The sequence below is a fragment of the Leucobacter iarius genome, from assembly GCF_039530105.1.
GTDB lineage: Bacteria > Actinomycetota > Actinomycetes > Actinomycetales > Microbacteriaceae > Leucobacter > Leucobacter iarius.
Window position 1 is genome coordinate 776091 of sequence record NZ_BAAAOB010000001.1, and the last position, 16580, is coordinate 792670.

Genomic DNA, 16580 nt, shown 5'->3' on the forward strand with positions numbered 1-16580 from the left:
CTGAGAAGGAATGCCCGGAAATGAAGTGCCGGGGCGTCTGCTCAGGAAGGAACACCGCGCTTGAAGATCAGTGTGAAAGGTTGCGGGTACCTCGGGGCGGTTCATGCTGCTGCGATGGCGACGCTCGGACATGAAGTGGTCGGTGTCGACCCTGATGCGCGGAAGATCGAACTGCTCCAATCCGGCGAGACCCCGTTCTTCGAACCCGGGCTCGATGAGATCCTCCGGGCCGGGCTCGCGTCCGGTCGGCTCTCCTTCAGTACCGAGACCGAGCGCGCCGCCGGAGCGCAGGTGCACTTCATCGCGGTGGGCACACCGCAGAGCGCGGATTCGGGAAGCGCCGACCTCAGCTACGTGCGTGCGGCGATCGCCGATCTGCTTCCGCTCCTCGGGCCGGATCAGCTCGTCGTCGGGAAGTCGACCGTCCCGGTCGGCACCGCGGCGGAACTCGCCCGGCTCGTGAGCGAGACCGGTGCGCGTCTCGCGTGGAACCCCGAGTTCCTGCGCGAGGGCTTCGCCGTGCAGGACACCATCGCCCCGGACCGACTGGTGTACGGCGTGGATCGGGAGTCCGGGGACGCGGATGCCGCGGTGCTCGACGCGGTCTACGCGGAGGCGCTGGCGGCGGGGACGCCCCGGATCGTCACCGACTACGCGACGGCCGAGCTCGTGAAGGTCGCCGCGAACTCCTTCCTGGCGACCAAGATCAGTTTCATCAACGCCATGTCCGAGATCGCGGAGACGGTCGGCGCGGACGTGGTGACGCTCGCCGATGCGATCGGGCACGACGAACGCATCGGCCGCAAGTTCCTCGGGGCCGGGCTCGGCTTCGGGGGCGGCTGCCTGCCGAAGGACATCCGCGCGTTCGTGGCGCGGGCCGAGGAGCTCGGAACGGGCGAGTCCGTCGCGTTCCTGAAGCAGATGGACGAGATCAACCTGCGGAGGCGGCAGCGGGTCGTCGATCTGGTCGTCGGCAGCTTCGACGGTTCGGATCTCGGCGACGGCGCGACGCCGCTCGCCGGGCGGTCGGTCGCGATGCTGGGCCTGTCGTTCAAACCGAACTCCGACGACGTCCGCGACTCACCCGCGCTCGATGTCGCAGCGCGGCTGCACGCCCTGGGCGCCGTCGTCTCCGCGTACGATCCGGAGACGAACCGAAACGCCGCGGCTCGCGTGCCCGATCTGCGGTACTGCGATTCCGTCGAGGACGCCGTACGCGGCGCCGAGATCGTCGTGCTCGGGACCGAGTGGCTCGAGTTCCGCGAGCTCGACCCGGCCGGTCTGCGGACGCAGGTCGAACGCGCGGTGATCGTCGACGGGCGGAACGCGCTCGACCCCGATGCCTGGCGGGGAGCCGGCTGGACCTACCACGGGATGGGCCGATGAGCGGCACGGAGCGGACGGCCTCCGTCGCGATCGTGATCCGCACGAAGGACCGGCCGGAGTTCCTGCGCCGCGCTCTCGTGAGCATCGTCGGGCAGAGCTTCGGGGACTGGCAGGCCGTGATCGTGAACGACGGCGGCGATCCCGCGCTCGTACGTGAGACGGTGGCGGAGCTCGACGCCGAGCAGCAGGCCAAGTTCCGGTTCGTGGATTCGGCGGAGTCGCGCGGACGCTGGGTGAGCGCGAACGCCGGCGTGCTCGCCACCACCGCGCCGCTGCTCGTCCTGCACGATGACGACGACACCTGGCACCCCGAGTTCCTCGCCCGTGCGACCGCCTATCTCGAGCAGCGGCCCGAACGCGTCGGTGTGGTGGCGCGGATCGAGCGGCTCTGGGAGGAGCGCGACGCGAGCGGTGTTCTGGTCCCGGTGCGTCGCGAGGTGTTCCAGGGGCACCTGGCGAACCCCACGCTGAGCGCGGCGCTGCTGTTCAACCGGTTCGTCCCCATCGGATACCTCTATCGACGGAGCCTGCACGAGGAGTTCGGCCTGTACGAGGAGGCGCTCCCGGTGATCGGCGACTGGGACTTCAACCTGCGGGTGCTTTCGAAGCACTCGCTCGAGTTCCTCGAAGGCGAACCCCTCGCGTACTGGCACCACCGCGAGGGCGTGACCGGGTCCGCGGGCAACAGCGTGATCCACGCGAGCGACGACCACGTCAAGTACGACGAGCTCGTGCGCGACGAGGCGCTGCGGGAGTTCGTGGATCAGTTCGGTCTCGGCCTGCCGCTGTACCTCACGAAGTTCGTGAACGGGCGGATCGCGAATCTCGAGCGCCAGCTGCGCCGGGAGATCCGCGAGGAGGGCGAACGCACCCGGGCAGAGATGCTCCGGATCAGCACCATCACACGGCTCAAGCGCCTGGCGCGGCGCGGCATCGGCTCCCGCGACGAGTAGCGGGTGCGCCGGCGGACGGAACCCCGTTCCGGCCGCCGGCGTCCTCCGGAGAGCTAGTTCGCGTCGAAGCGCATGCCGCCTTCGATGGCGAAGCCGGCCGTACCGTTCTGGAACTCCATCTTGCGCAGCTCGTAGTTCTCGAGGATGCCGCTCGGCGAGCCGACCATGAACCCCCAGGGGCCCTGCGGGCCGCCGGACTTGCGGTAGGCCGCGAGGAACACGCCCTTCCCGAGGCCGACGGTCGCCTTGTCCGCCCCGAGGCGATCGACGAGCGCGACGGATGAGGTGATCATGCCCTTGTCGAACTCCTGAACGAAGCCGCCGCCGTTCTCGGAGACCTCCTGCTGGGGGCCCAGCGGGCGGCCCCAGCGACCGGGGTCGCGGCGGTAGAGCTCGTAGATCTCGCCGACGATGGGGTAGTGGTTCTCGTCGCCCGCACCGCGCGGCTTCACGAACTCGATGGCCTCGTCGATGGGGCCGTCGAAGATCATCCGACCCTGCTCGAGCACGATTCCGCGTTCGCAGAGCTGCTGCACCTGACCGGCGTTGTGGCTGACCACGAACATGGTCTTCCCCTGGTCCTGCAGCTCGAGCATCTTCGCCGTGCACTTCTCGCGGAACTGGGCGTCGCCGACCGAGAGGATCTCGTCGACCAGCAGCACGTCGAGCTCCGTGTGGATCGCGACCGAGAAACCGAGGCGCGAGTACATGCCCGAGGAGTAATGCTTCACCTCGGTGTCGATGAAGTCGCCGATCTCGGAGAACGCGAGGATCGACTCGAAGTTCGCGTCGGTCTCCTCCTTGCTCATACCGAGGATCGCGGCGTTCAGGTAGACGTTCTCGCGGCCGCTGAGGTCGGGATGGAAGCCCGCACCGACCTCGAGCAGACCGGCGATGCGGCCTCGGGTGCGCACCCAGCCTTGGTCGGGCGACATGACGCCCGAGAGGAGCTTGAGGGTGGTCGACTTGCCCGAGCCGTTCCGGCCGAGCAGCGCGACCGACTGCCCCTCGGGCACCGAGAAGCTGATGCCGTCGAGCGCGTTGAAGTCGCTCGACAGCGGCTTGCGCTTGATCGACGCGATGAACGTCTCCTTGAAGGAGTGCGTGTGCTTGATCTTGAAGGTCTTGCGCACGTCGTCCAGCACGATCGCCGGGCGCGTATCGGCCTCAGAGATTTTGGGCAAAGGACCCCTCCAGTTTGCGGAAGACGAGCTGGCCGATGATCAGGGTCACGAGCGAGATCGCGAAGCCGATGCTCACGTAGACATCGAGGGTCGGGAGATGCCCGGCCTTCGGCACGAGCGGGTTCCAGAACGCTTCGTGGAACAGCTCGACCGCGCCCGTCATCGGATTCGACATGTAGATATGGAACAGCCACTCGGGGGCGCGCTCGTGCACCATCGACCAGGAGTAGAGCACCGGCGATGCCCAGGTCGCGAACATGAGGATCAGGTCGACGAAGTTGCGAGCATCCCGATAGGCGACGTTGACGGCGCCGAAGAACAGTCCGAGGCCGAGGGCGAACATGAGGATCATGACGACGCCGAGGACGAAGAACAGGATCTGCAGCCAGGAGATGGTCAGGCCGCAGAGCAGCGCCACGATCAGCAGGAGCACGGCCTGCGGCAGGAAATGGATGAGCGCGACGCCGATCGCGGAGACGGGGAAGAGCTCCCGCGGCAGGTAGATCTTCTTGATGAGCGAGCGGTTGTCGACGACCGATCCGGTCGTGTTGCGCAGCGCCTCGCTGAAGAGATTGACCGCGACGATGCCGGCGAACAGGTAGACCGGGTACAGCGGAGTGTCCTTGTGGCCGCCCATGATGACCCCGATGACGAGGTAGTACATGAGGAACTGCGCGGCGGGGCGCACGTAGGACCAGATCCAGCCGAGCACGGACCCGTGGTAGCGGGTGGCCACGCCCTTCTTGACGAGGAGCGAGAGCAGATGCCAGTAGCGGAAGACGTCGAAGAGCCCGCGGCTCGCGCCCGGCGTGCTGTAGTCCGGGTCGTTCAGAACGGAAGTATCGCGCACGGTCTCAGATTCTATCCGCGAGAACTGACGGCTTGAGCTCGCCGTGGGAGCGCCACCAGGTGATGGTCTCCGAGAGCTCGTCGAGCTCCGGGACGACCCAGCCCTCGGTCAGCAGATCTCCGCCGCGGTAGGCGGTCAACAGGGCGTCCGCGAGCTCCACCGGGTACCCGGCACGGTCGAGGCCGACGGCGTTGATACCCGCGATGCGCGGCGGGGTCCCGTAGACCTTCGCGAAGGGCGGTACGTCACGGGTCACGGGCGTGCCCATGCCCACCATCGCGCCGTGCGCGATGATGCGGCGCTGGTGCACGACGGCGTTCATGCCGATGTTGACCCAGTCGCCGATGGCGCAGTGGCCGCCGATGCTCACGCCGGCCGACACCGTGGAATCGGCGCCGAGCAGCACATCGTGCGCGAGGTAGGCGCGGTTCAGCACCCAACTGCGCGCGCCGACCGTGGTCTCGCGGTAGCTGCCCTGGTGGATCACTGCGCCCTCGCGGATCACCGCGCCGGCGCCGATGCGCACACCGGCGTGCTGCAGGTCGCCCGTCCAGGCGGTGTTCTGCGGCAGGTTGCTCATCTCGGGGGGTGCGCCGATCATGGCGCCGGCGCCGATCCAGGCGCCGTCCTCGATCACGCAGGGGCCGAGGATCACCGCGCCGGGGCCAATCGACACTCCCGCACCGATCTCGATGCCCTCGCCGACGAACGCGGAGGGGCTGATCGGGCTGCTCGCGTCGCTCATGCGCGCGCCGTGAGGTCCAGCGCGACGCCCGACCTGGCCGACTCGATGGCGGCCTCGGCGACGCGCAGGGTCTCGGTGCCCTCGCGCAGGGTGACGGCGTCGGAGCGGACGCCGAGGATCGCGTCGCGGAAGGCTTCGTGCTCGGAGCGGAGCGGCTCGCGCTTCTCGAGGGCGAACCGCGTCACGGTGCCCTCGCTCACCCCCCGGAACGCCGCGACGGCGTCCCAGGAGCCCTCATGGGTGCCGTTCTCGTAGAAGGTGAGGTCGGCCGTCAGCGTGTCGGCGACGAACGCGCCGCGTTCGCCGGTGACGAGGGTGAGGCGCTCCTTGAACGGGGTCAGCCAGTTGACGATGTGGTTGACCATGATCCCGTTGGCGAGCTTGCCGGTGATCGAGACCATGTCCTCGTGATCGCGTCCGGAGCGATGGGTCGTCTGGGCCGCGAGGGTCGCGTAGTGCGACTGCGCGAGCCAGGCCGTGAGGTCGATGTCGTGGCTGCCGAGATCCTTCACGACGCCCACGTCGGCGATGCGCGCGGGGAACGGGCCCTGCCGGCGGGTCTGGATCTGGTAGACCTCGCCGAGATCGCCGTTCGCGATGCGCTCGCGCAGGCTGATGAGCGCGGGGTTGAACCGCTCGACGTGGCCGACGGCTGCGACCTTGCCGGCCGCGTCGAAGGCGGCGACGAGGCGCTCGGCCGCAGGGAGCTCGTGCGCGACGGGCTTCTCGATGAGCGCGTGCACGCCGGCTTCGGCGAGCGCCAGGCCGACCTCTTCGTGGAACTTGGTGGGGACGGCGACGACGACCGCGTCGACCCCCGCGTCGATGAGGCCCTGCACGGAATCGAACATCGGGGTCTTGCCGGCGACGCCGTGGGGATCGCCCATCGCGTCGGCGACGGCGACGAGGTCGATACCCTCGACCTCGCGGATCACCCGGGCGTGGTGGCGCCCCATCATGCCGAGGCCGATCAGGCCGTACTTGATCGTCACGTCTTCTCCCAACGGTTCGGTAGTCAAGCGTTCCCAGTGTAGGGAATCAGATTTTGCAGCCGGTGATCTTGTAGAGCACCGCGTCGCCCTGGCGATCGACCTCGGTGAGGATCGGCGAATCCTGCAGGCCCCGGAGGCCACGGTACAACTCGGGGGTGGGGGATCCCTTGATGCGGTACTGCCGCCCGCCGAACTCCAGCACGTAGTCCACCCGCAGATCGGACACCAGCGGGCAGGCGCCGGCTCCGAGCTCGCGGAACTCGGCGCCGAGCTTGAGCGCTTCGGCCCCGAAGTCGCCCTTCAGGTGCGGGAACACCACCTGGCGATCCGCAACACCCAGCGCGAAGGCGGTTCCGGACCAGGGATCCCCGAGGATCACTGCGTCCTTCGGCACGGTTCGGTCCAGCCGCTGGAGGAGCTGCTCCTCGTCGGGGCTCAGAAGCGCGGAATCCGCGGTGAACGAATAGGTGCCCCGCATGTGCTCGATCTGCGTGGCGATGGGGCGGCCGATCGCCATCGCGGCGATGATCAGCACGCCGACGACCGTCGCCACGACGGTGACGATCCTGCCGCGCGAACCCGCGGCGCGCGACGCGAAGAACTCACCGAAGCCTCGGACGATCCAATCGAGCAGCAGCGCTGCTCCGACGGCCGCGAGGGGGATCGCGACGACCGGGATGAGCGCGGCGAGGCGATTCGCGTCGTTGTACCAGGCGCCCGTGATCAGCGTTCGGAACGGGCCGTTGGTTCCGCTCGCGATCGTGTAGAGCGCGAGCGAGATCAGGTAGGAGATGGGCAGCCAGCGGTGGCGCTTCATCAGGATCAGGGTCGCGATTCCGAGCGCGATGAGCAGGGTGAGCCCCCAGGCGTGGGAGCCGGTGAACGGGCCGTTGCCGAGGGCGCTCTCGAAGGCGGCGCGGACGCTTCCCTCGAACTCGCGGATGTTGTCCCCGGTGCGGACCAGCACCCACATCGCGAGGATGGCAGCGGCCGCGAGGACCAGCGCGATCGTCCGCCAGACCCGGGTGCTCCTGCGCAGCGGCAGGCGCCGCACCGTCAGTGCAGTGGCCCCGAGGAGCGGCAGGACGAGTGCTGCGTAGCCGAACAGCGCGTTCGGCTGGGCGAGCGTCGCGGCGCCGAGCGAGCCGATGGCCGCGACCCAGAGCGAGACCGACGGGAGCCGGATGCCCAGGGGGCGGCTGCGGAGGGCGAGATGGGTGAAGCCGAGGGCGTAGGGGATGAGCGCGGTCGACAGGACGTTGGGGTAGAGGACGCCCCATGTCAGCAGCAGGTAGGGGAACGCGCTGAACGCCGCGACGATGACGGCCAACGGGAGCACGGCCTCCGGGCGTCGGGGGAGGAACGGGCGCGTGAGGAAGAGCATGCCGGCCGGCCACACGAGCGCACCGGTGGCGATCGCGAACGCGTTCACCGAGACGGCGATGCCGCTCCCCGCGAGCTGGGACACCAGCGCGGCCGACGCGTGCCACAGCGTGGGGTAGAAGGCCGTGGCGCTGTGCGGGCTGGTGAGATTCATGTGCAGCGGCGACGAGTCCCCGGTGCGGAGGATCTCGGCCACCGCGTTGAAATGGAAGACGTTGTCGTAGGTCTGCGAGATGTTGTCGGGCAGGATGAAGCCCTGCTTGAGGTGGTAGGCGATGATGCCGCCGGAGACCAGGAAGAACGCTCCGGTGCAGACCCAGGTCCTGAGCGGGATCCGGCGGAGCGAGCTCAGGAAGCCCGAACGAGGGACCGAGGTTCCCGAGAAGCGGAGCACCAGCCAGAGCACGGCGGTGAGGATCACCGAGAGGGCGGCGACCGGGAGCAGGCTCCAGGGGACGCCGATCATCGGAGCGAGCACGCTCGCGACGGAGATCACGGCGAAGGACGCCGCGATCGAACCCGCGATGAAGGAGATTCCGCGGAGACGCAGGGCCCAGGCGACCGGAGCTCCGGGGACGACCGCGAGGAGGAGGGCGACGGCGATCGCGGGGATCGCGGCGATCCAGCTCACTGCTCGGTGTCCTTCTCCTGCTCGGCCCGCTCGCGGTTGCGGGCATCCATGAGCGCGACGGCGCGGGCCAGCTGGGTCACGCGCGCATCGCTGCGGGCCTTCGCCCGGATGATCGCCACCGCGAACGCCAGGACGGCGATGATGAAGACGTAGAGCAGCAGGTCGGTGCCGCGGCCGATCCCGAAGAGGTGGGCGACCGCCGTCAGCACGTTCGGGAACAGGATCGCGAGCACCGCCGCGATGACGAAGAGGATCGCGAAGATGCGCTTCAGCGCGAGCGAGCGCTCGCCGGGGAGAAAACGGACCGCGAGCGCCGCGATGAGCACGACGCCGAGGATGAGCAGGAGCTGGAAGATGGACATGCGCGCCTACCGGATGATGAGGTCGATGAGGATGTTGACCGAGTTGAGCAGCGACTGCCCCTTCGCCTTCGAGTAGTCGCTGTAGATGACCTCGACGGGCTGCTCGGCGTAGGGGAGACCGGTGCGGCCGAGCTGCACGACGATCTCGGTGCCGTGGGCCATGCGGTCCTGGCGGAGGCGGATCCGGCTCAGCGCGTCCTGTCGGATCACGCGGAGACCGTTGTGCGCGTCGGTGAGCTTCGTGCGCGTGGTCCAGTTGGTGACGGCGACCGCGGTCTTGAGCACGATCTTCTTGAGGAGGCCGGGCTTCGTGCGGTCGTCGAGGAAGCGGGATCCGAAGACGATCGCGAGGTCCTCGGCCCGGGAGCGGTCGAGCATCGCCACCGCGTCCTCGACACGGTGCTGGCCGTCCGCGTCGAAGGTGACAACGTACTCGGCGCCGCGCTCGAGCGCGTACTCGAAGCCGGTCTGCAGCGCCGCGCCCTGCCCCAGGTTGATGGGGTGGGTGACGAGGCGCGCACCCGCCTCGGACGCGATCCGACCGGAGCCGTCGCTCGACCCGTCGTCGATGCAGACGACGTTGGCGAAGTCGGGCCGCAGACCGCGGATCACCTCGCCGATCACCGTCGCCTCGTTGTAGAGGGGGATCACGACCCAGGTGTCGGCGTTGCCGGGAGCTGCGGTCGCGCTCGCGGGCGAAGGGTCAGTCATGTCACTTATTCTGACAGATGCACGCTGAGGGCCGAGGACCTGTCCGGAGAAGCCGCGAGCGGTGCTCCGGGTTGTGTCCGGCTGGGACAGAAGCTAGCGTGGACGCGAACCTTCAAGCATGACTTGAATGTTTGAGGGCAACAGGAGGGAAGCGCGGGATGGCGCCGAAACGACCGATCGCGCGTCTGCGCGCCCTGCTCGCGCTCGCGGTCGGGGTCGGTCTGCTCGCCGCCCCCCTCGCCGCGGTCACGCCCGCGCAGGCTGCGCCCGTCACCGGATTCAACCCGGGCAACATCATCGCGGACTCCGTGTTCTACGACGGCAACGCGATGAATGCCGCGCAGGTGCAGGCGTTCTTGAACGGCAAGGTGCCGCGCTGCACGATCGGGGACCCCGGCCGGGCGCCCGGCACCCCGATCTACGGGTCCACCGTTGCGAAATCCTGCCTGCGCAATTTCACCATGAGCACGTCGAGCCGCGCCGCGAACCAGATCTGCGCGGCGTACCCCGGCGCGGTCGGTGAATCTGCCGCCCAGATCATCGCCAAAGTGGGCAAGGCCTGCGGGATCAGCCCGAAGGTGCTGCTCGTGATGCTCGAGAAGGAGCAGACGCTCGTCAGTGACGACTGGCCGACCGTCCGCCAGTTCAACGTCGCGATGGGCTACGCCTGCCCCGACTCCGGGCCGGGGAACTCGGCGAACTGCGATTCGGCATATTACGGCTTCTTCAACCAGGTGTACTGGGGTGCGTGGCAGCTGAAGAAGTACCGCATCAGCGGACCGTTCAACTTCGTGCCGGGCAAGACGAACACGATCCAGTGGAACCCGAACGCCGGATGCGGCACCTCTCAGGTGTACATCCAGAACTGGGCGACGGCCTCGCTCTACATCTACACGCCCTACCGCCCGAACCAGGCTGCGATCAACGCCGGCTGGGGGACGGGTGACTCGTGCTCGTCGTACGGCAACCGGAACTTCTACCTCTTCTTCACGAGCTGGTTCGGCAGCACGCAGCTGCCCTACCCGGTGGACGGCGGGATCCTCTCCTACTGGCAGGCCAACAACGGCTGGCTGGGTGCTCCGACCGCCGCGCCCGTGTCGAGCACCGCCAACGGGGGCGGACGCACCCAGCAGTTCGCGGGCGGCATCGTCTACGAGCCGAAGAGCGGACAGCCCTCGGGCATGACCCGCACGAGCCCCCTGTTCATCGCCTACGGCAACGCCGGAGGACCGGCCGGATCCTGGGGATGGCCGATCGCTCCCGGGGTCAACCAGGGCGGCTCCGGCAACACGGTGATGCGCTTCCAATCGGGCTCCGTGGTCGAGGCGAAGGGTGTCGGCGTGTTCCTGGTCCCCGAAGCGCTCCGCGTCGTCTGGGAGCAGAGCGGCGGATTCAACGGGTCGGTGGGCTATCCGCTGAAGAACTCGGGGAAGTCGTCGAGCGGTGCGCTGGGGCAGGACTTCAAGAAGGGGACCATCGTCTCCAGCAGCGCCGGCGGCGCACGCGTCGTCGACGCGCGCTTCCTGACCGCCTGGCGCGCGCTCGGCGGGCTCTCGGCGGCAGCCGGCGTCCCCGTCGGTGCGCCGGCGACGAGCACCGCGAACGGCGGCGGGACGACCTACCCGCTGCAGGCCGGCACGATGTACCTCTCTCCCGGAGGATCGTCGACCCTTGTCGCCGGTCGATACCGCAACGCCTACGATGCGACGGGCGGGGTCGGCGGAACCTTCGGATGGCCCATCGGGCCCATGCAGTGCCAGCTCGCGGGGGACGGATGCGCGACCCCGTTCCAGTTCGGGGTCGGTCTGTGGAGCGGCGCCTCGGGGCTCGTGAAGGTCTCGCCGAAGGCCTACACGGCCTGGAAGCCGAGCGCGGCGAAGCTCGGTTACCCGAAGGCGCCCGCCGCGGCGGTCGGCACGGGCGAGTCCGCGGGCACCGTGCAGCGCTTCGCCGCCGGTGACATCTACGAGTCGAAGGCCGGCGCGTTCGTGCTGCCCGACGGCAAGCTCCGCGACGGATACCTCGCCGCCGGCGGGCCTACCGGAGCCTGGGGTTGGCCGAAGGGCGCGGCGACGTGCTCGGCCGACGGCACGAAATGCTCGATGGCCTTCGCCGCGGGCACCGCGACCTGGACCGCGACCGGCGGGCTGGACTTCGTCAGGGACCTGCAGAGCGTGCCGAAGCAGCGGATCAGCGGCGGCGACCGGTTCGAGACCGCGGTCGAGGCCTCGAAGGCGGGCTACCCCGCGACGGCCGGAACCGTGCTCATCGCGAACGGCCTCGACTACCCCGACGCGCTGAGCGCCGGCGCGCTCGGCGCGAAGTGGAAGGCTCCGCTGCTCCTCGCCCGGCCGACGAGTCTGCCCGCATCGACGCGGGCCGAGATCGTGCGGCTCAAGCCGAATCGCATCGTCGTGGTCGGCGGCACCGGGGCCGTGAGCGACGGTGTCGTGACCGAGCTCAAGAAGCTCGCCGGGCGAGTCGACCGCGTTTCGGGTCCCGACCGCTACGCCACCTCCGTCGCCATCGCGCAGCAGGGGTGGCCGACGGGGACCGCTTCGCAGGCCTTCCTCGCGACGGGGACCGGTTTCGCCGACGCGCTCGCCGCGGGTGCCGCGGCCGGCGTGGTGAACGCGCCGGTGCTGCTCGTGCCCGGGAACGCGAGCAGCGCCCCGGCCTCCGTGACCGCGGAGCTCTCCCGCCTCGGCGTCACCCAGGTGCGCATCGCGGGCGGCACCGGTGCCGTCTCGACGGGAGTCCAGAACTCGGTCGCCGCGGGTCGCTCGGTGGTGCGGTACGCAGGGGTCGATCGCTACGACACGTCGGCGCGCATCGCGAACGGCATCATCGCGAAGGGCGCCGGAGTCGACGTGTACTGGGCGAACGGTCTCGGCTTCGCCGACGCGCTCGCGGGAGGCGCGGTCGCCGGTTCGCGAGGCGCACCGCTGCTGCTCACCACGTCGAGCTGCGTTCCGGGCTCCGTCTTCGACGCGACGGGCCGGGTCGTCGGCAACCGGATCCTGCTGCTGGGCGGTGCGGGCGTGCTCGACGGCGGCGTGCTCGCCGGCCGGCGCTGCCAGTCCTGACCGAGCCGGGGCGCTCGCGGCCCGATTCCGGCTGCGGTCGGACGGTGCACGGGGGTTTTCGGTATCGCCGGACTATTGGGTATATTTCCCCTGTGAGTTTCTTGTGCTGGGAGACTCCGAAATCTCATCCCCCCGAATGAAGTGAGAAATCGAAGATGATTCAGAGGAAATCCGCGTTCGCGGTCGCGGCGATCGCGAGCTGCGCACTGATCGCCGGTCTGACGACGCCGGCCTGGGCCGAGGACGCCGCGCCGCAGCCGGTCGAACCGCAGACGACCGCTCCGGCCGAGACGCCGGATGCCGGGAACGCGGCGCCGGAGAGCCCCGCCGCCGAGACTCCGGCCCCGGACGCGCCGGCTGGCGACGCACCGACGCCGACCTCGCCGGCCCCCGCTGCGACCGATGCGCCGGCCGCTGCCGCGCCGACCGCGAACGCCCCCGTCGCGGTCAGCGAATCGAAGGTTGAAGACGACCAGTTCGCCCCGGCGGGCTACATGAACGGCACCCCCAACAAGCGGATCAGCGGTGCGGACCGCTTCGACACGGCGGTCGCGGTGTCCAAGCACGGCTACCCCTCGACCGCATCCACGGTCATCGTCGCCAACGGTCTCAACTACCCCGACGCGCTGAGCGCGGGTGCCCTCGGCGCGAAGCTGAAGGCGCCGCTGCTCCTCAGCGGTCCGAAGAGCATCTCGGCCCCCACGCTCGCCGAGATCAAGCGCCTGAAGCCGAGCCGCATCATCGTGGTCGGCGGCACCGGGGTGGTCAGCAACAGCGTCGTCTCGAAGCTCAAGGGCCTGACGGGCGACGTCAAGCGGGTCGCCGGCGCGGACCGCTACGCCACCTCGATCGCGATCGCGAAGGAGGGCTGGCCCAACGGCAGCGCGAGCAACGCGTTCCTGGCGACCGGCGCGAACTTCGCCGACGCGCTCTCCGCGGGTGCGGCAGCGGGCAAGCTCAAAGCTCCGGTGCTGCTCGTCCCCGGCACCCAGCGCACCGCTCCCGCGGCTGTGAAGTCCGAGCTCACGCGACTGGGCGTCAGCACCGTGCGGATCGCCGGCGGCACCGGCGCGGTCTCGAACGGGATCCAGAGCTCGATCTCGGCTGGTCGCACGGTGAAGCGCTACGCGGGTGCCGACCGCTACGACACCTCGGCGAGCATCGCCAAGGACAACAGCATCTTCTCCGCGGCCAACCGGGTGAACACCTACTGGGCGAGCGGATCCGGCTTCGCCGACGCGCTCGCCGGCGGCGCCGTCTCGGGCGCCAAGGGCTCCCCGCTGCTGCTCTCGACGCCGAGCTGCGTGCCGACGAGCATCTACACGGCGAACGATCGCATCGCCGGGAACGACACGTTCCTGCTCGGCGGGACCGGTGCGCTCGCCAACACGGTGCTCTACGGCAACGAGTGCATGAAGAAGCCGTCCGGCGCGAGCGCCGCGAACTTCAGCGGCATGCAGTGGCTGTACACGAAGGCGAACGCGTTCCGCTACAGCAACGGCGAGTCGGGTTTCCGTATCGCGGATGCCCAGCGCACGATCGATCGCAAGCAGTGGATCGGCACTTCGGCGTACAACTGGGCGGTCAACCGCTCGAAGGCGGGGATCCGCACCGGGTCCCAGCTCGAGAACCCGAAGCCGCCGATCGGCACGATCGCGCAGTCGACGTCCTACAACAATTACCCGAACCGTCTGCAGAAGACCTGGGACATGTGGATCGGCGACGCCGAGATCAAGAGCTGGCTGCTCGAGCCGCAGGGCGACATCCGCTTCTCCTTCAGCATCGGCTACTACGACACGAAGAGCATCGCCTACGCGTCGATGTACATCATGGTGACCGAGAACTCCGGAGTCTGACGCCCGGAGCGATCGTGGCGGGCCGGGAGCGTGGAATCGCTCCCGGCCCGCCGCCGTTTCATCGGCGACCCGGCGGGGCACGGTATTCTCGTGGGTGCGCCGATCCAGCGCGCCCGGTTCAGAAAGGTCGCATATCCATGGCACCCGAGTTCATCCCCGCAGCGAAGCCCATCGTCGGTGACGAGGAGCGCGCCGCCGTCGACCGCGTGCTGCGATCCGGCATGATCGCGCAGGGCCCCGAGGTGAAGACCTTCGAGCAGGAGTTCGCCGAGCACTTCGTGCAGGGACGCACCACGGTCGCCGTCAACTCGGGCACCAGCGGTCAGCACCTCGGGCTCCTCGCGGCGGGCGTCGGCCCGGGCGACGAGGTCATCGTGCCGTCGTTCACCTTCGCCGCGACGGGCAACTCGGTCGCGCTCACCGGGGCGACCCCGGTGTTCGTCGACATCGAGCCCGACTTCTTCACCCTCGATCCCGAGGCGGTGCGCGCCGCGATCACGCCGCGCATCAAGGGGATCATGCCGGTGCACCTCTACGGGCACCCGTTCCTGGTGGATCAGATCGAGGCGATCGCGCAGGAGCACGGCCTCGCCATCTACGAGGACGCGGCGCAGGCGCACGGCGCGAGCTGGAGCGGCCGCCCCGTCGGCACCCTCGGCGCGTTCGCCATGTTCAGCCTCTACCCGACCAAGAACATGACCTCGGGCGAGGGCGGCATGGTGACCTGCTCCACCGAGGAGATCGCCCGGCAGATGCGCCTGCTGCGCAACCAGGGCATGGAGACGCAGTACGCGAACGAGGTCATCGGTTTCAACACCCGCATGACCGACATCCACGCGGCGATCGGCCGCGTGCAGCTGACCAAGGTCGACGGCTGGACCGCCCAGCGCCAGCGCAACGCGGCCGTGCTGAACGCCGGGCTCGCCGAGATCGACGGTGTGCGGACGCCGAAGGTGCACGAGAACGCCGTGCACGTCTACCACCAGTACACAGTCCGACTCGACGCCGGTGAGCGCGATCGCATCCACACCGCGCTGAAGGAGGAGCACGGCGTGGGCTCGGGGGTCTACTACCCGATCCCGAACCATCGCCTGCCCTCGCTCGCGCCCTTCGCTCCGGGCCTCGACCTGCCCGAGACCGAGCGCGCCGCCCGCGAGGTGCTCTCGCTGCCGGTGCACCCGTCGCTCACCGAGGGCGATCTCGAGCGCATCGTGACCGCGGTCTCCGCGGTCGTGCGCGCCGGCGCGTAAGGGGATCATGCGAGTCGCCATCGCGAGCCGCATCTTCGAACCGGAACCGAGCGCGGCTTCGGTGCGCCTCGCTGCGCTCGCGAACGCGCTGACCGAGGCCGGCCACGAGGTCACGGTGTTGACCGTGAAACCGCCGAAGCACCTCGCCGCCGCGGCCGACGACGGTGCCCGCGCGTACCGCGTGCGGCGATTCCCCGTGCTGCGCGATCGCACGGGATACGTGCGCGGATACCTGCAGTACCTGAGCTTCGACGTCCCGCTGCTGTTCCGCATCCTGTTCGGCAGTCGTTTCGACGCCGTCGTGATCGAGCCGCCGCCCACCACGGGCTTCTTCGGAAGGATCGCGACCGCGATCCGACGGACGCCCTACGTCTACTACGCGGCCGACATCTGGTCGGATGCGGCGAGCCAGACGGGTGCTGGTGGCGCGATCGTCCGGATCGTCGCCGCGGTCGAGCGCTGGGTGCTGCGCGGTGCCCGGATCGTGCTCGCCGTGTCGCCGGGAGTCCGCGACCGCCTGGCCGAGCTCGGGATCACCGAGGGCGTCACCATGATCGGCAACGGGGTCGACGTGACCCCGTACGGCGCGGACGGCGCTGCCGTGGAGACCGAGCATCCGACGTTCGTCTACGCGGGCACGGCATCCGAGTGGCACGGGGCCGAGGTCCTCGTCGACGCGTTCGCCGCCGTCCGCGCGCAGCGCGAAGACGCACGGCTGCTGTTCATCGGCGGCGGGTCCGAGCGCGAACGGCTCGTGGAGCGAACCCACGAGCTCGGAGTGTCCGCAGCGGTGGAGTTCCGGCCCGTGCTTCCTCCGGCGGCCCTCGCCGAGGTGCTGCGGGGCGCGGCGGCGTCGGTCGCCACCTGCCGCCCGGGGGCCGGATACGACTTCGCCTTCCCCACCAAGCTCTACAGCTCGGCCGCCTGCGGCACCCCCGTGATCTTCGCGGGGCTCGGCCCCGCGCTGGAGTTCGTGCGCTCCGAGGTCGACGGACGCGCCATCGGCGAGGGGACTCCCTGGGACGCCGAGGAGCTGGCCGCCGCCATGCTGCGCGAGCTCGCCGCTCCGGCGACGCCCGCGCAGCGCTCCGCGACCGCGGCGTGGGCCGCTGACAACGTCTCGATCCGGCGCTCGGCCCAGGCCGCGGTGCGCGAGATCGAACAAGAGATCGGACCTGGAACGCGATGAAA

13 protein-coding genes are annotated in these 16580 nt (G+C 69.5%); 6 read left to right on the top strand and 7 right to left on the bottom strand.

The window, feature by feature from the left end:
• Positions 1-60 precede the first annotated feature (60 nt).
• Positions 61-1386, top strand: a complete 1326-nt coding sequence (locus ABD169_RS03390; RefSeq protein ID WP_344029306.1) for a UDP-glucose dehydrogenase family protein — start codon at positions 61-63, stop codon at positions 1384-1386.
• The gene (locus ABD169_RS03395) at positions 1383-2339 is read left to right on the top strand and encodes a glycosyltransferase family 2 protein (RefSeq protein WP_344029309.1); all 957 of its coding nucleotides are present in this window, start codon (positions 1383-1385) and stop codon (positions 2337-2339) included. Before ABD169_RS03390 ends, ABD169_RS03395 begins: the two co-directional genes overlap by 4 nt.
• Positions 2340-2392: 53 nt before the next feature.
• Here ABD169_RS03395 and ABD169_RS03400 read toward each other — a convergent pair whose 3' ends face one another.
• From ABD169_RS03400 to ABD169_RS03430, 7 genes are read right to left on the bottom strand one after another with little or no spacing between them, the layout of a single operon-like run.
• Positions 2393-3523, bottom strand: a complete 1131-nt coding sequence (locus ABD169_RS03400; RefSeq protein WP_344029312.1) for an ATP-binding cassette domain-containing protein — start codon at positions 3521-3523, stop codon at positions 2393-2395.
• Positions 3507-4373, bottom strand: a complete 867-nt coding sequence (locus ABD169_RS03405; protein ID WP_344029315.1) for an ABC transporter permease — start codon at positions 4371-4373, stop codon at positions 3507-3509. Before ABD169_RS03405 ends, ABD169_RS03400 begins: the two co-directional genes overlap by 17 nt.
• A gap of 4 nt (positions 4374-4377) precedes the next feature.
• A complete protein-coding gene (locus ABD169_RS03410) occupies positions 4378-5118 on the bottom strand; it encodes an acyl-ACP--UDP-N- acetylglucosamine O-acyltransferase (protein ID WP_344029318.1) in 741 nt (246 codons plus the stop codon).
• Positions 5115-6137 carry a Gfo/Idh/MocA family oxidoreductase gene (locus ABD169_RS03415; RefSeq protein ID WP_344029320.1) on the bottom strand — a complete coding sequence of 341 codons (1023 nt, stop codon included), beginning with the start codon at positions 6135-6137 and terminating at the stop codon, positions 5115-5117. Before ABD169_RS03415 ends, ABD169_RS03410 begins: the two co-directional genes overlap by 4 nt.
• Before the next feature lie 19 nt (positions 6138-6156).
• Positions 6157-8124, bottom strand: a complete 1968-nt coding sequence (locus ABD169_RS03420; protein WP_344029322.1) for a DUF6541 family protein — start codon at positions 8122-8124, stop codon at positions 6157-6159.
• Positions 8121-8486, bottom strand: coding sequence for a DUF2304 domain-containing protein (locus ABD169_RS03425; RefSeq protein WP_344029326.1), 366 nt, complete (start codon positions 8484-8486; stop codon positions 8121-8123). Before ABD169_RS03425 ends, ABD169_RS03420 begins: the two co-directional genes overlap by 4 nt.
• A 6-nt stretch (positions 8487-8492) precedes the next feature.
• Positions 8493-9197, bottom strand: a complete 705-nt coding sequence (locus ABD169_RS03430; RefSeq protein WP_344029330.1) for a glycosyltransferase family 2 protein — start codon at positions 9195-9197, stop codon at positions 8493-8495.
• Between the two features lie 158 nt (positions 9198-9355).
• On the opposite strand from ABD169_RS03430, the gene ABD169_RS03435 reads away from it, so the two are divergent.
• The 4 genes from ABD169_RS03435 (at position 9356) to ABD169_RS03450 (ending at position 16578) form a co-directional block, all read left to right on the top strand.
• A complete protein-coding gene (locus ABD169_RS03435; protein WP_344029333.1) occupies positions 9356-12283 on the top strand; it encodes a cell wall-binding repeat-containing protein in 2928 nt (975 codons plus the stop codon).
• 155 nt (positions 12284-12438) lie between these two features.
• Positions 12439-14139, top strand: a complete 1701-nt coding sequence (locus ABD169_RS03440) for a cell wall-binding repeat-containing protein (protein WP_344029335.1) — start codon at positions 12439-12441, stop codon at positions 14137-14139.
• 137 nt (positions 14140-14276) lie between these two features.
• A complete protein-coding gene (locus ABD169_RS03445) occupies positions 14277-15389 on the top strand; it encodes a DegT/DnrJ/EryC1/StrS family aminotransferase (RefSeq protein WP_344029338.1) in 1113 nt (370 codons plus the stop codon).
• Between the two features lie 7 nt (positions 15390-15396).
• Positions 15397-16578 carry a glycosyltransferase family 4 protein gene (locus ABD169_RS03450; RefSeq protein WP_344029342.1) on the top strand — a complete coding sequence of 394 codons (1182 nt, stop codon included), beginning with the start codon at positions 15397-15399 and terminating at the stop codon, positions 16576-16578.
• Positions 16579-16580 lie beyond the last annotated feature (2 nt).